This is a genomic window from Roseibium limicola (assembly GCF_017313085.1).
Lineage (GTDB): Bacteria > Pseudomonadota > Alphaproteobacteria > Rhizobiales > Stappiaceae > Roseibium > Roseibium limicola.
In genome coordinates this window covers 94733-108091 of the sequence record NZ_JAFLNF010000006.1, presented here as the reverse complement: position 1 = coordinate 108091, position 13359 = coordinate 94733, and the positions used below count along the sequence as shown (strand labels likewise).

The following is a 13359-nucleotide window of genomic DNA, read 5'->3' as shown; positions in this document are numbered from 1 at the left end:
CCCACGCTAGAACCCGTTGTATGAGCTCAAATATGACCTGCCCTGTGCGCGTAGGCTGCGCGCCATGAAAGTTGCCATTGTTCTGCCGCGCGGCATGCACTTCGGCCCCAACGGCGCGACTTCCATCGACATCGTGGCACATGACTTGTGGCAGACCAGTCGGTTTCGCGACCAGACCTATGTGCTCGGCGAAAACCTGGATGCACCCTTTGAAGGCGTGGATTTTCGCGCTGTCGAAGGCCGCTCACAACGACAGCTGACCTCCGGTTTCGTCAAGGCTCTGAAGGCCGACAGGCCGGACGTGATCATCGTGCACCAACATCCGGAGACGGCCGCCAGGATCGCCAAGGCAATGGCCCCGATGCCTGTCATTTTGCACCGCCATGGGCTGCTGAAACAACAGAGATCCGCCTTCTCACGCTGGCTCAAAGAGCTTCAATTTCAAAGGTTTCGCCGGATCATCTTCGTTTCGGATTTCATCCGGGATCAATTCCTGCTGCAGTTTCCTCAATTCGAAGCCAGCTCGCAGGTCATTTATAACGGCGTCGATACGCGTCATTGGTGCCCCTTGGAGAAATCCCTCCATCTGATCTACGTGGGCCGCGCCCGCGAGGACAAGGGGCTGCTGCCGCTGATCAACGCCTTCGCTGACCTGTCAAAGCACCCTGATGCCATGGGCTGGCGGCTAAAACTGGTTCTTGGGGTACAAACCGAGGCGGAGCAGGTGTTCGCGCGGCATCTGACAGGCGTGACGAAACGCATCAACGGCATTGATATCCTGCAGAACCTCACATCCGAGCAGGTACGGTTCGAGCTCGGCACTGCGTCCATCGCTGCCCTGCCCTCGATCGTCAAGGAAGGTTTCCCCCGCGCTGTGGTCGAGGCCATGGCTTGCGGCTGTGCAACCATCGCCACGGCGCAAGGCGGAACCCAGCAAGCGGCGGGGAATGGAGCTCTGCTTCTCGAGAACCCAGACGCAGACGATTTCAAGGATCGGCTACGACAGGCCATCCTGCAGCTAATGAGCGATGATGAGGCTCGGGCTTCCCTGGCTGCCGCAGGGCGAAAACGAGCTCTCGATGCGCTTCAGATCGCAGTGGTGTCCGGTGAAACCGACGACCTGCTGGTAAAGCTCGCCGGCGGCCAGTAGAACGCATACAAGATCTCCCGACCCGACTTCCAGGCAAGCAATCCGATGACAACTTCCCCCTCTCGTATCGGCATTATGGTTTGCACGGCAGGCAGGCCCCAAATGCTGGTCCGCTGCCTGCGTTCTCTCATCGCCCAGCCAATCCAGACAGGCTGGAGCGTTGAAATCTGCGTGGTGGAGAATGATACCGAGCCGCGATCCCTACCGGCAATTGAGGCCCTTCAAGTAGAGACGCAGATCCCTATTCATCACGTTCTGGAACCCAAACGCGGCATTCCCTTTGCTCGCAACCGCAGTTTGCGAGAAGCCAAAAACCATGGCTTCGACTGGATTGCGCTGATCGATGATGATGAAGTGGCTGATGAGGCTTGGCTGGGCAGCCATATGGCATCAGTTACACGTCATTCCGCAGATGTCAGCTATGGTGCAGTCACCAAGGACTATGAAGCCCCTCAACCCGATTGGTGGCCGCGTGACACGGGCTCAAGCGACCCGGACGGCACCGTTCTGTCGCGGGCATCGACCAACAATGTGCTGTTCTCCCGAGAGCTAATCTCAGGTTCTGCGCCGCTGCGGTTCGACGAAGACTTGCGACACGGCTACGAGGATCTCGACTTTTTCGAGCGCGCCAGCGGGCGCGGCCACAAGATTGTCTGGACCCCAGCAGCCAGTGTCGAGGAGACCGTCTCAGCCAATCGCGTTCGGCCGGAGCGCTTGATCCAGATGGTTCATTCTCAGGCAGCAGCCCACGCGCAAGTTGCCTGCAAGCGATCGGGCTTTGCCAGGGCATGCCTGAAGTTCGGCCTCAAGGGGCTGCGCCGTATCGTTGGCGGAAGCCTTCTGTCGGGATTTCACTGGCTCGCCTGGAAAGTCGGCAATGAGAACGCGCAGGGCCGCTATTTTCGCGCGCGACTGCGCCTGGCTCGTGGGGCTGGCAACTGGTATGGGCTCACCCGTGGCCAGAAGGGCTTCTACGACCAACTCGATGGTCATTGATTCCGAACAATACGCCTCAAAGCAGAACCCAGTCATCCGGTATCAAATCGAGGACATAATTCTTGCGCAGGGCCTGGGGTGTAAACCAGTAGCGCGGGGCAACAACTGTCTGCGAAGTGTGAGATGCCAGTGCCGCACCCCACCAGCTGAAGCTGCTGTTTGCAATGATGTGATGTCGGCACCGGCTCATCAGGGCGAGATCCTGTTCCTGCCTGCGCCGGTCCATGAATGTGGTGTTGGGCCAATGACCCAAAGCCTCGCGCGCAAGCGCCGTGTCATCTGAAAACACCAGGTAGCGCGTTGGCGCTTGCGCCGCGTCCATCAGAGTGCGGGCCCGTTCGTAATACTCAGGCCCAATGATGCCGTGGACCGCCAATGCAGAAGGCTCCTTCAGGTAGTCACCCCGGCGGATATGAACACAAACCGTATTGCCCTCCTCGACAAGAGCCTGGGCTTCGGGCGCGACTGTCTGCAAGATGCCGTTGATGTCGATCAGCTCATTCACCGGGCAGGTCAGCTTCTCCAAATATTTATGGCTCTGCCAATAGCCCGTCAGAAGACAGCCGGCTTGCTGATCAAACAGGCCATCCCAGTAGTGAAAGTGAGGCTCGCGCACCGGGGTCACAGGCCACAGTTTCAGAGTGCTGCGGACAAAATCCATCGGCAAACTGTCACGACGTTTGCGGCCACGCCGGATCATGTAGTCTGGGAGGGAAACATAGGCGGGGGTAAGGCCCACCAGCTCCAGCTGTGACGCATGCACATTGCCCTCGTCGACAAGACAATAGAGCGGCGCGGCGCGAAGATCGGAAAGGGCACGGCCCGCCATGTACTGGAAGATCTGGTTTCCCAAGCCGCCCTGCAGCTTGACGATGATGGCCTTGCGCAAATTGGGCGATGCTACGGTCTGATCGGTCATCTCAATTCAGCCTTCTGAAGGCTTCTTCCAATGCTGCCAGGTCCACCTGCGTGCTGGCGGTAAAATCGCGGCCACGCGGATCTTCGGTCATGAGACTCTGATACGTAAAGCCCAGCTCTTTGGCGAGCATGTAGTAATGCGGCGACCCCATGGAAGGGCTGAAAAGCTCGATGATATGGCATTGGGTACCAGTACGAAAAATCAGGTTGGTTAGTCCTGCCCCATGGGCGCCTGCAATCACGACGGCCTCGGAAAAAATATCAGCCTGCTCACGCAGGCTCAGATGACCAGGGTCGATCAGCTCAAAGCCATGTTGGACTGCAAGCGTATTGACCTCTTGCTGATTGCGAAACTGACGTCCATTAGCCGCCGACTCACCGCGCAAAACGAAGATCCGGCGACGCGCCTCCGGTCGTCCGCCGGCCCGGAGACCCTGGCATATCCAGTCGTAGTAGGGCCGATGATTGAAGAAAGCCCGCACCACATAGGCCGTCTCGACTTCGACAACCTCCTGTTTGCCCTGCACGATAACCTTCCGGTCTCCAAAGACGCCAAGTTCCTGAGCCTGATGAAAAAAAGCCGTCTGCGCCGTTCGAGCAGGCACCAGCAGGGGAACATTCCCTGGCACGTCGTGAAGATCGGCAACGGCCGCCTTGCTCAACACATAGAGAAAGAAATGAAAGTAATTGTCGCCGTGCACATGATGCAGAAGGATGGCCGCGGGGAAGCGCCGCGCCGGGGCCTTCACATGAGAGAAGAAGCGCGGGTTGCGCTCGCGCTCGGGCTGGTCGCTGGATCCCCAGAGCACGCGGCCTTGAGAAAAGAGGATCCCCATCTTCGGGTCGACCGTGCACGGCCGAACCATTCGATAGACAGCCTCTGTATCCTCTCGGGTCGCCCACTCGCGCAGGAACGTTTTCGCCTGATCGGGCAGGATAGCCGGCCCTGCATCGGAAGCAATGGGTTTGCGAAGCTCCTGCAGCGGATGGGCCAGCCGGGCAAAATCATTGCGCGGCCAAAGGCCGTTCAAGACTCCGCCCAGCGCTTTGCGGGTGCGATGGTAGTGATCCCGAAAGGGGTAACTCATCGTGGAAAAGCCTCACTGCGCCGGTCAGTCCGGCATCCGCTCTGGCCTCAAGACCTACCCGCCAATCTTGATTTCGACCAGTGCCTGGGTGCGATTTTCCTCAATGTGACGGATGGCATCGGCCAGAACTTTCGGCAACTCTAACGGATCCGTCACAGAGGCTGTCCATGCTCGGCTTGCTGCCGCCACTTTGGTGAAGTCCGGGCTCGGGCTCAGATCGACCAGTGGCATATCGTTGGATTTGGCTGCATAGCCATCGGGATAGATGCCCGTAACTGAATGGCGTACCGCACCCCACTCTGCATTGTTCAGCACCAGCAGAAGAAGCGGCAGCCCGAGGCTCTCCGCAATCTGATGACAGGCCACGGGATTGGCGAACATGTAGGACCCGTCACCCAGCGTCGCGACCACAAGGCGCTTCTTGTCGGCCAGCTGATAGCCCAGCGCACAGGGGAATGACCAGCCAAGGCCGCCAGAATGAGGCTCCTGGAACCAGGCTCCATGCTCTTTCAGATCGAGCTGCGCCATGGGGCAGCCAAGCTCCGACAGTACCGTCGTCGGTTTGCCCTGGATCGCATCGGACAGACATTTGGCGACATAGGCCTTGGACATCGGATCACGCCCGCCTGCTTCTGCAGCCGCATCAACCTTTACCAGCAGCTTCGCCGTGTGCGCAGCAACAGAACTGCGCCGCTGAGCCCGCACATCACTCGTTCCCTCCACATATGGGCTGAGGGCCTCGCTCAGAGCGAGGACCGCGTCGGCGGTCTCTGCCATGATCGTCAGATCACTGCGGAAGTTACGAACCGGGGAGCGAGAATAGAGGGGGTTCTGACCGATCTGAATGACCTTGGTACCCGGCTTAAGCTTGTGCGAGTCCGGAGCCCAGGGCGCGAGACAATCCAGTACCACGATGACGTCTGCTTCCGAGATGTAGGGCTCAAGATCGGCACCCAGATTCATCGGGTGGCGAGTTGGCAGGGCAAGCTGGACCGCCCAATATTGCGAAACGGCAATCCCCCAATCATCGACCAACTTGGAAAAGACGTCGAAAGCCTCCGCAGAGCCAGTGCCGCGTTGCGCGATGATCAGCGGCTTTTCCGCATTTGCAATCAGCTTTGCCGCTTCGGCAATCGCTCCGGCATGGACGCCGACCTGCGCGCTGGCCATGGCAGGCGCGCCAGCCAGCTCAGACACCGGGCAAGGCTCGCAAAGAACCTCACGCGGCAGGCTCATGTAAACGGGGCCCTTGGGCGCGGACGTGGAAATCGCATAGGCACGGTCGGTCATCTCGGCGACCTGCTCCGGGAACCGCAATTCGTAGTCCCACTTCGAGGCTTCCCGCACGAGCGCTGCCTGGTCGCGCATTTCCTGGCCCCAGCCGATAGGTACAGTACGGGCGCCAAGGCGGTCACGCTCGACAACAGGTGTGCGGCCCGAAAACAACAGCATCGGCACGTGGTCGGTCGCAGCATTGATTGCACCGATGGCACAATTGGCCAAGCCAACATTGGTATGCGCCATCACCGCTTGCGCTTTGCCAGTAGCGAAATAATAGCCGTGCGCCATGCCCATCGCAGCATGTTCATGCGGCATGATCAGTGCTTCCGGCAGGTCAATCTGCTTGGCGCGGGCTTCGGCCAGACCTTCGATGATCGGCGGAAAATCGGTGCCGGAGTTAGCGAAGATGTAGTCGACGCCCAATGTCTTGAGCCGCGCCAGAAGGGCGCCCCCGGCGGTCATGGTCTCTACGCCCGTCGCCGAACCTTGAGCTTGAAGCGTATCCTGCGGAGTGGTCGACATGAAAAATCTCCTGAAGGCACGCCATGGCAGCGCGCGAACCTGTAACTGTTGGCTCAGCCCATACAGGAGAGAAATGATTCCACGAAGGCCTCGGAACAACTCGTGCCGCCAAGTGGCACAGCATTCCCGCTTCTGAACCTCTCCTAAGGTCGGCGAAAATTCAGCGCGCCGGGCAATACGGCGATCTCAAAGCGATTGGCCTTCAAGGGCTCGCCATCCAGGTTAAGCTGCAAATCTTCGTCGCCTTCCATGAGAAAGCTGGCCGCCCTGTGGGTGATCATTCGCCGACGCAAGCCTTCTGGTCCGCCCTCAACCAACTCGCCGAAAAGCTCAGAGACTTCGCCACTTTCCGGAACAGGAAGCAGTGCGAGGTCAATCAGGCCATCATCGAATTTCGCATTCGGGCAGAGTTGAACCCCTCCACCCGCCTGGCGGCCATTGCCCAATGCCAGGGCGACAAAGTTTCCCTGCCAGTCAAAACCGTCAGCGGTGATGCGACCGGAACAGGCCGACATCTCCCCCACCCTCTGCAGGCCAGCGAAGAGATAGGAAACCCCTCCGAACAGCTTCTTAAGTCGCGGATCTGTCTCGGCCGTCACCCGGGCACCAAAGCCCCCCGTCGCCATGTTGACGAAGTACGAAGAGTTCACGCGGCCAATGTCTAATGGGCATGCCGTACCTTCGGCCGCATACCTCAGGCAGCCATCGATATCAGCCGGATCAATGCCGATGCTGCGGGCAAAATCATTCGCCGTTCCGAGCGGTAGAACCGCAAGGTCAAACGGTGGTGCGCCATCGGTGACCGCACACACGGCGCCTGCGACCTCGTTCAGCGTGCCATCGCCGCCTCCCGCCACCAGCACATCAATGGCTTCGATCTCAGCCTCCTGCACGGCCTCACGAGCCAAACGTGCTGTGTCTCCGGCTTCATAGGTCACCCTGACGGAAACATGATGCCCCTGCTCGCGCAGCTTAGCGATCGACAGGCGGATATCCTCTCGGGCAGATGCCTTGCCATGCAAGATGATACGAATGTTACTTGTAGACGCTGTTTCAGACGCCATCCGGTCAGACTCCCAAGGTTGCGCTGGCGTCAGCTGGGAAGCATGGTCTCCGGATCGGTTCGCTCCGTTCGTGCTTCTTCCAACAACCAGTTTCTAAAGGTGGAAACGACCGGACGTAGCGTCCGGTTCTCCGGATAGACAAAATAATATGCGGAGCGCTGCGCGATGGATATGTCAAACAGCCGGATCAGACGGCCTGCGGCCAATTCGTGCCGAACAAAAAACTTAGGCAACAGCGCAGCCCCGAGGTGATTGATCGCGGCCTCCGACATCATTCCAAACTGGTCGAATCGCGAGCCCTGAAACGCTGTATCGGCTGCAACTCCCGCCTGATCGAACCACTGCCGCCAAGCCAAGGGCCGGGTCGACAGCTGCAGACGCGGCGCCTTGACCAAATCCGCTGGTGTCGCAATATCATGGCGGTCGCGAAACACCTTAGAGGCGACAGGGATCATTTCCTCGTCGAACAAAGGCTCGGCAATGGCGCCCGCCCATACCGGGTCGCCATGATGGATTGCCCCATCAAAGGGCTCTGCCCCGAAGTCGAAGGGCTGAAGGCGCACGCTGATGTTCAAGCCCGCCTTGGGAAAACGTTTCTGGAAGTCGCCGAGGCGTGGCGCCAGCCAACGGGTTCCGAATGTCGGCAGAACCGCAAGATTCAGCACATCTTCGCTGCCAGCGTAAGACATCACCTGACGGGTCGCCGCCGTCAGGTCCAGCAGCGGACCGCGAATTTCGTGCAGGTACAGCCGTCCCGCATCGGTCAGCACAATCCTCTGCCGCACCCGGCGGAACAGCTCGACACCTAGACGATCCTCAAGCTGACGAACCTGTTTGGAGATCGCGCCCTGGGTCAGATGCAATTCTTCCGCAGCTCGGGTGAAGCTGCCGTGTCGGGCTGCAGTCTCAAAAGCGATCAGGGCGTCGGCGGGCGGGACAAATGCGCGTTTCATGGGAATCTTGCGGAGGTCTCATGTTGGAGGGCAGGAAGAGTCCGTGAGACCAACCACCCTTTCATTCCAGTTAGGCATGAATAGAGGATCATTTTTCTCTTTTTTGCAAGGTATGAACGAGACAATATGACGATAAGTAATCATTGAAGTGCCCCGGGGAAGACAATTATGACCGCTAAATCTGCATCCTCACCCTCTGGTGGTGGAACCTTCAACTGGGAAGATCCCTTCAATCTGCGCGATCAGCTGAACGAAGATGAGCAGCTGATCCAGGACAGCGCCCACGCCTATGCTCAGGACAAACTGCTGCCGCGCGTCATTGAAGCCTACCGAGAAGAGAAGACCGACCGGGAAATCTTCAACGAGATGGGCGAACTCGGCCTGCTCGGCGTCACACTTCCGGAAGAATACGGCTGTGCCGGTGCGTCTTATGTTTCTTACGGGCTGGTGGCGCGGGCTGTCGAACGAGTTGACAGCGGCTATCGCTCGATGATGAGCGTGCAGTCGTCTCTGGTGATGTATCCGATCTACGCGTTCGGCTCCGAAGAGCAGCGCCAGAAGTATCTGCCGAAACTTGCCAGTGGTGAGTTCGTCGGCTGTTTTGGTCTAACCGAGCCGGATGCAGGATCCGACCCGGCTGGAATGCGCACCCGCGCCGAAAAGATCGACGGTGGTTACCGTCTGACCGGATCCAAAATGTGGATCTCCAACTCTCCCATCGCCGACGTTTTTGTCGTCTGGTGCAAGTCGACAGCTCATGACGGAGCCATTCGCGGCTTTATTCTGGAAAAAGGCATGAAAGGCCTGTCAGCACCGAAAATCGGTGGCAAGCTTTCCCTGCGCGCTTCGATCACCGGCGAAATCGTGATGGACAACGTGGAAGTCGGCGAAGACGCGCTACTACCGAATGTCTCCGGCCTGAAGGGACCGTTCGGCTGCCTCAACCGCGCCCGCTACGGCATCTCCTGGGGCTCCCTCGGCGCCGCAGAAGACTGCTGGATGCGTGCCCGCTCCTATGGCCTTGAGCGCGAGCAATTTGGTCGCCCGCTGGCCCAGACCCAGCTTTTCCAGAAAAAGCTGGCCGACATGCAGACCGAAATCGCCCTCGGCCTCCAGGCTTCCTTGCGCGTCGGCCGCTTGTTCGATGCCGGCAAGGTGGCCCCGGAGATGATCTCCATCGTCAAGCGCAACAATTGCGGCAAGGCATTGGATATCGCCCGTCAGGCCCGCGACATGCACGGCGGCAACGGCATCCAGGAAGAATATCACGTGATGCGGCATGCCCAGAACCTGGAAACGGTCAACACTTACGAAGGCACGCATGATGTTCATGCGCTGATCCTTGGCCGGGCCCAGACCGGGCTGCAGGCTTTCTTTTAAAGACATACCCCCCTGGCGGAGGGATCTTCGGATCTCTTCGCCCTTTTTCTTTCGGTTTGCGTTGGGGATCATCAAACGTGGGCAGTCGGAATGCAGATGTCGTCATCATCGGAGGGGCCGCGATTGGCTCTTCCGTCGCCTATCATCTCGCCGCTGCACGCTCCGGCCCAATGCGCATATTGGTCATTGAAGCCGACCCGACCTACCAGACCTGCGCCTCCGCGCGCTCCGCAGCCTCCATCCGACAGCAGTTTTCAAGTGCGATTAACATCGAGATTTCACTGCATGGCATCGACTTTCTAAGACGTGCTGACGAGTTTCTTTCTGTTGATGGCCAAGGCCCGCTGATCGAGCTGAAGGAAGCTGGCTACCTGTTTCTGGCGACGCCGGACAAACAGTCGATCCTGCAGACGAACCACGCGCTGCAAACAAAGCTTGGCGCCGATACCCGGCTGCTGGATCAAAGCGATCTTTCAAAGAAATATCCCTGGCTGACGACGCAAGACATCGCCTTCGGATGCCATGGCACGACAGGCGAAGGCTGGTTCGATGGCTACGGTCTGATGCAAGGTTTCCGACGCAAGGCTCGCTCGCTTGGCGTGGGGTATGTCTCCGCAAAAGCCCAGACCATTCGCCCGGAAGGCAACGGCTGGTGCATCGAACTGTCGAACGGCGACGTCCTCAGCGCCGGTGCTCTGATAAATTGTGCGGGTGCATCAGGCGGCGCGTCTCTTTGCCGTCAAGTTGGCCTCGACCTGCCCATACACACACGCAAACGCTGCGTCTTCACTTTTGAATGCCGCGAACCTCTGCCCGATTTTCCGATGCTGATCGACACGACAGGCACCTACGTGCGGCCAGAAGGGCCGAATGGCTTCATCTGCGGTTCGGCGCCTGCTGCAGGCGATGATCCCGATGTGGCAACCGATGATTTTGACGTCAATCACACCCTGTTCGAAGAGCATATCTGGCCAACATTGGCGGAACGCGTTCCTGCCTTTGAGGCCATCCGTCCGGGTCGGGCCTGGGCAGGGCATTACGACATGAACCTGTTTGACTACAATGCCTTCATTGGCGCGGCCCCCGGCCTCGATAACTTCTACCTGGCGTTGGGATTTTCAGGCCATGGGCTTCAGCAAAGCCCCGCCGTAGGGCGCGGGTTGGCAGAGCTGGTAAGCACGGGAGGCTATCAGTCCATGGATCTTTCATCTCTTGGTCTTCAGCGCTACTTCGACAAACAGCCGTTGATAGAACGTAACGTCGTCTGAAGCGCTTCCAAATCTAGCCCAAAAAGACCGTCAGACGCCTGCCTTGTGTAAGACCGCCTGGCTTTCGACCTTTGCATGATCTTCGCCGTCCGAGGGGGCTTGCCCTGTATTGGACTGAGTGCGCAGCCGAATGCGTGTGGAAGCGCCAGCCGGGATACTCGAAAGGGAGGTCAGACCGGACAGGCCAGCAAGCTCATCCAGCGCCTGACCAAAGCCCGTGCCAAGAGCGGATTCGGACTGGCTGGCAGCCTGCATCATATCGCGCGTCCTGGCCCAGTCACTGCAAGCAGACATCACTTCGAGCAAGACCTGGCGCAGCCGCGACACCAAACCACGATCCGGTTCGAAGGGCGGGCTTTCGTGACGCAAGTAGGCCGCCTGGGAGACCTGCATGGTCATGGCGTTAATGCCGCGTTCAGGCTGACCATAGCGGCTAGCAATATAGCCGCCGGTCACAAAGCGGTTTGCATCCAGGCTGAGCTCGCTGGTTTCCTTCAACGACCGCTCAAATCGACGACGCAAGCTCACATCGCAGCTGGTGTCCTGTCGCGTGCCGAGACAAACGGTCGGCAAAGGCTCATCGCGGATGCCGCGCAGTCTCGAGCGCGTCGACTGACAATCGAACACGACAACCGTATTATGCAAGTCGCGCAGTCTCGCGACCTGCTCGGCAAGAGCCTGATGGAACGGCGCATGATAGAGAAGCCGGCGCTCTTCCATTTCCACAGGACCAGGCTCTTCACCTTCCTTGTAGATACGGCGCTGATCCAGTGTCATTGCCGGGCAGAGTGCTTCACCAACCCGAATGGCGTTGACGGCCTCAGGCTTGCCAGGGTCGACGTCGACGTCGATCACCAGCCGCGACGTCGGCTGACGCACGATGGTGGCATCCAGTTGCGTTGCAATGTCGAGCACCTGCTCCAGACGCCAGGACAGATCCGTCTGCAAACGGCCTGTCGCGCTGAAGCGCCCCCCCACAGCGGCATGCATCTGCTCACCGGAGTGAGGCAGACATAAAAGCAAAGGACTTCGTCCCATGTGGGTAACGATCATGCCGGGGTCCGCTCGTCGTGCCGTTGTGATCTCAAGGGGCTTTTGCCCTCATAGTTTTGCTGCTTACCGTTGCATCGACAAGACGCACCAGCATCATGGTCAGCCACTTTGTGACTTGAACTGCTCCAGGCCGACTTCCAACGCATGAGAAAGTGACATCAAAGCAGTCCGATGGGCAGACTGTCGAAAGCCAAAAGCCGGTGAACCCAAGCTCATCGGGACAGGTCAGGCCGGATACTTAACGGTTGCTTAACCACAGTCCTTAGGCTGATTTGCCCTGATGCCAAACCGCTTTCTGGGCCCAACGCACAAATTAATCTTGTGACTTGGCATTACTACCAATCCCAATTATCAGGCATGCTCAACAATCCATCAACAGAACCGACGCGACGTATCAGGATTTGTGATTTTTTCGTCCCGATGAATTCGCCTAGATTGAGCTTCACTCCTTTGCTTCCCCGCGTGCGAAGCGTTTTCCACCCCAAGAGGTCTGTTCATGACACTTCGCAACGGCAAAGAATTCTTGATGATCCCGGGTCCGACAAACGTCCCCGATGAAGTTTTGCGCGCCATGCATCGCCCCGCCGTCGATATCTACGAAGGTCCGCTGGTCGAAACCACCGAGGTCTGCCTTCAGGGCCTGAAGACCCTCTTCCGCACATCCGGAACACCCTACATCTACGCCGCCAACGGTCATGGCGCCTGGGATGCGGCGTTGACCAACACGCTGTCGCGCGGCGACAAGGTGCTGGTTCTGGAGTCCGGTCGATTTGCCCTAGGTTGGGGTGAAGCTGCCTGCATCTCAGGACTGGAGATGGAAGTATTCCCTGGAGATTGGCGCAAGCCTGTCGACGTAGCAGCGCTCGAAGAACACCTGCGTGCCGACAAGGGCCATTCGATCAAGGCCATCCTGGTCGTGCAGGTCGACACCGCCTCTGGTGCTCTCAATGATATTTCAGGTATCCGCCGCGCCATGGATGCGGCCTGGCACCCGGCTCTGCTGATGGTCGACACCATTGCTTCACTCGGATGTGTTCCCTTTGAGATGGATGCCTGGGGCGTCGACATTGCCCTAACCGGATCGCAGAAGGGACTGATGACGCCCCCCGGCCTGTCCTTTGTCGCTGCTGGACCGCGCGCTATTGAGGCTCACAAGACCGCCGACATGCGCGTAAACTACTTCGACTGGACCTTCCGTAACGGGCCCGAGCACTATCAAAAATACTGCGGCACGCCGCCGGAACATCTGCTGTTCGGCTTCCGTGAAGCCTTGAGGATGATCGAAGCGGAAGGCCTGGACGCCGTCTGGCAGCGTCACAGGTTGTTGGCGGAGGCCACCCGTCGTGCGGTCGCGGTCTGGGGCGGCAAGGGCGCGCTGGAGATGAACATCCTCGACCCAGCCTCCCGTTCCGACAGCGTTTCGGTCATTCGTTTCAACGATGCGGATCCCGCACCGGTCCGGGCTTTCGCCCGCGAGACCTGCGGCGTGACGGTCGGCGGCACGATCGGTGAACTGGCCGGCAAGGGCCTGCGCATAGGACATATGGGGCACGTCAACGCGGTCATGCTGCTCGGTACGCTCTCCTCTCTGGAGTTGGGCCTGCTGCAAAGCCGCGTTGCCTGTGATCGCGGTGGCGTTCAAGCGGCCATCGACTATCTGAACGATGCGCTGACGCCTGTCTGATC

Annotated in this window: 11 protein-coding genes; 5 read left to right on the top strand and 6 right to left on the bottom strand. The window is 59.0% G+C overall.

All coding sequences use genetic code 11. From position 1 onward, the window contains the following. Positions 1 to 64: 64 nt before the first annotated feature. Both J0X15_RS14200 and J0X15_RS14195 read left to right on the top strand, forming a co-directional pair. Positions 65 to 1150 carry a glycosyltransferase family 4 protein gene (locus J0X15_RS14200; RefSeq protein ID WP_206942051.1) on the top strand — a complete coding sequence of 362 codons (1086 nt, stop codon included), beginning with the start codon at positions 65 to 67 and terminating at the stop codon, positions 1148 to 1150. Positions 1151 to 1195: 45 nt separating this feature from the next. Further along, positions 1196 to 2146, top strand: a complete 951-nt coding sequence (locus tag J0X15_RS14195; RefSeq protein WP_206942049.1) for a glycosyltransferase family 2 protein — start codon at positions 1196 to 1198, stop codon at positions 2144 to 2146. Between the two features lie 16 nt (positions 2147 to 2162). Here J0X15_RS14195 and J0X15_RS14190 read toward each other — a convergent pair whose 3' ends face one another. The 5 genes from J0X15_RS14190 to J0X15_RS14170 all read right to left on the bottom strand — a co-directional run bounded on the left by J0X15_RS14190 (position 2163) and on the right by J0X15_RS14170 (position 7972). Continuing rightward, a complete protein-coding gene (locus J0X15_RS14190; RefSeq protein ID WP_206942047.1) occupies positions 2163 to 3065 on the bottom strand; it encodes an alpha-1,2-fucosyltransferase in 903 nt (300 codons plus the stop codon). A gap of 1 nt (position 3066) precedes the next feature. Next, on the bottom strand, positions 3067 to 4152 hold the full coding sequence (locus J0X15_RS14185; protein WP_209015344.1) for a glycosyltransferase family 61 protein: 1086 nt from the start codon (positions 4150 to 4152) through the stop codon (positions 3067 to 3069). A 54-nt stretch (positions 4153 to 4206) separates the two neighbouring features. Next, positions 4207 to 5955 carry a thiamine pyrophosphate-requiring protein gene (locus tag J0X15_RS14180; RefSeq protein ID WP_206942045.1) on the bottom strand — a complete coding sequence of 583 codons (1749 nt, stop codon included), beginning with the start codon at positions 5953 to 5955 and terminating at the stop codon, positions 4207 to 4209. A gap of 143 nt (positions 5956 to 6098) precedes the next feature. Further along, positions 6099 to 7019 (bottom strand): lipid kinase YegS, encoded by a 921-nt coding sequence (gene yegS / locus J0X15_RS14175; RefSeq protein ID WP_206942043.1) that lies wholly within the window; start codon positions 7017 to 7019, stop codon positions 6099 to 6101. A 29-nt stretch (positions 7020 to 7048) separates the two neighbouring features. Beyond that, positions 7049 to 7972 (bottom strand): LysR substrate-binding domain-containing protein, encoded by a 924-nt coding sequence (locus tag J0X15_RS14170; protein ID WP_206942041.1) that lies wholly within the window; start codon positions 7970 to 7972, stop codon positions 7049 to 7051. 168 nt (positions 7973 to 8140) lie between these two features. Between J0X15_RS14170 and J0X15_RS14165 the strand changes: the two genes are divergently transcribed. Together J0X15_RS14165 and J0X15_RS14160 are read left to right on the top strand one after the other, a co-directional pair. Further along, on the top strand, positions 8141 to 9352 hold the full coding sequence (locus J0X15_RS14165) for an acyl-CoA dehydrogenase (RefSeq protein WP_206942039.1): 1212 nt from the start codon (positions 8141 to 8143) through the stop codon (positions 9350 to 9352). 77 nt (positions 9353 to 9429) lie between these two features. Beyond that, positions 9430 to 10620, top strand: a complete 1191-nt coding sequence (locus J0X15_RS14160; protein ID WP_206942037.1) for an NAD(P)/FAD-dependent oxidoreductase — start codon at positions 9430 to 9432, stop codon at positions 10618 to 10620. Positions 10621 to 10650: 30 nt separating this feature from the next. Here J0X15_RS14160 and J0X15_RS14155 read toward each other — a convergent pair whose 3' ends face one another. Continuing rightward, entirely contained in the window at positions 10651 to 11673 is a 1023-nt protein-coding gene (locus J0X15_RS14155) for an N-formylglutamate amidohydrolase (protein ID WP_206942035.1), read from the bottom strand. 496 nt (positions 11674 to 12169) lie between these two features. Between J0X15_RS14155 and J0X15_RS14150 the strand changes: the two genes are divergently transcribed. Then, the gene (locus tag J0X15_RS14150; RefSeq protein ID WP_206942034.1) at positions 12170 to 13357 is read left to right on the top strand and encodes a pyridoxal-phosphate-dependent aminotransferase family protein; all 1188 of its coding nucleotides are present in this window, start codon (positions 12170 to 12172) and stop codon (positions 13355 to 13357) included. The last annotated feature ends 2 nt before the right edge of the window (positions 13358 to 13359 follow it).

Excerpts from the sequence above, each read along its gene's own strand:
- J0X15_RS14200 (WP_206942051.1), top strand. The coding sequence starts at position 65 with ATGAAAGTTGCCATTGTTCTGCCGCGCGGCATGCACTTCGGCCCCAAC.
- J0X15_RS14195 (WP_206942049.1), top strand. The coding sequence starts at position 1,196 with ATGACAACTTCCCCCTCTCGTATCGGCATTATGGTTTGCACGGCAGGC.
- J0X15_RS14190 (WP_206942047.1), bottom strand. The coding sequence starts at position 3,065 with ATGACCGATCAGACCGTAGCATCGCCCAATTTGCGCAAGGCCATCATC.
- J0X15_RS14185 (WP_209015344.1), bottom strand. The coding sequence starts at position 4,152 with ATGAGTTACCCCTTTCGGGATCACTACCATCGCACCCGCAAAGCGCTG.
- J0X15_RS14180 (WP_206942045.1), bottom strand. The coding sequence starts at position 5,955 with ATGTCGACCACTCCGCAGGATACGCTTCAAGCTCAAGGTTCGGCGACG.
- yegS (WP_206942043.1), bottom strand. The coding sequence starts at position 7,019 with ATGGCGTCTGAAACAGCGTCTACAAGTAACATTCGTATCATCTTGCAT.
- J0X15_RS14170 (WP_206942041.1), bottom strand. The coding sequence starts at position 7,972 with ATGAAACGCGCATTTGTCCCGCCCGCCGACGCCCTGATCGCTTTTGAG.
- J0X15_RS14165 (WP_206942039.1), top strand. The coding sequence starts at position 8,141 with ATGACCGCTAAATCTGCATCCTCACCCTCTGGTGGTGGAACCTTCAAC.
- J0X15_RS14155 (WP_206942035.1), bottom strand. The coding sequence starts at position 11,673 with ATGATCGTTACCCACATGGGACGAAGTCCTTTGCTTTTATGTCTGCCT.
- J0X15_RS14150 (WP_206942034.1), top strand. The coding sequence starts at position 12,170 with ATGACACTTCGCAACGGCAAAGAATTCTTGATGATCCCGGGTCCGACA.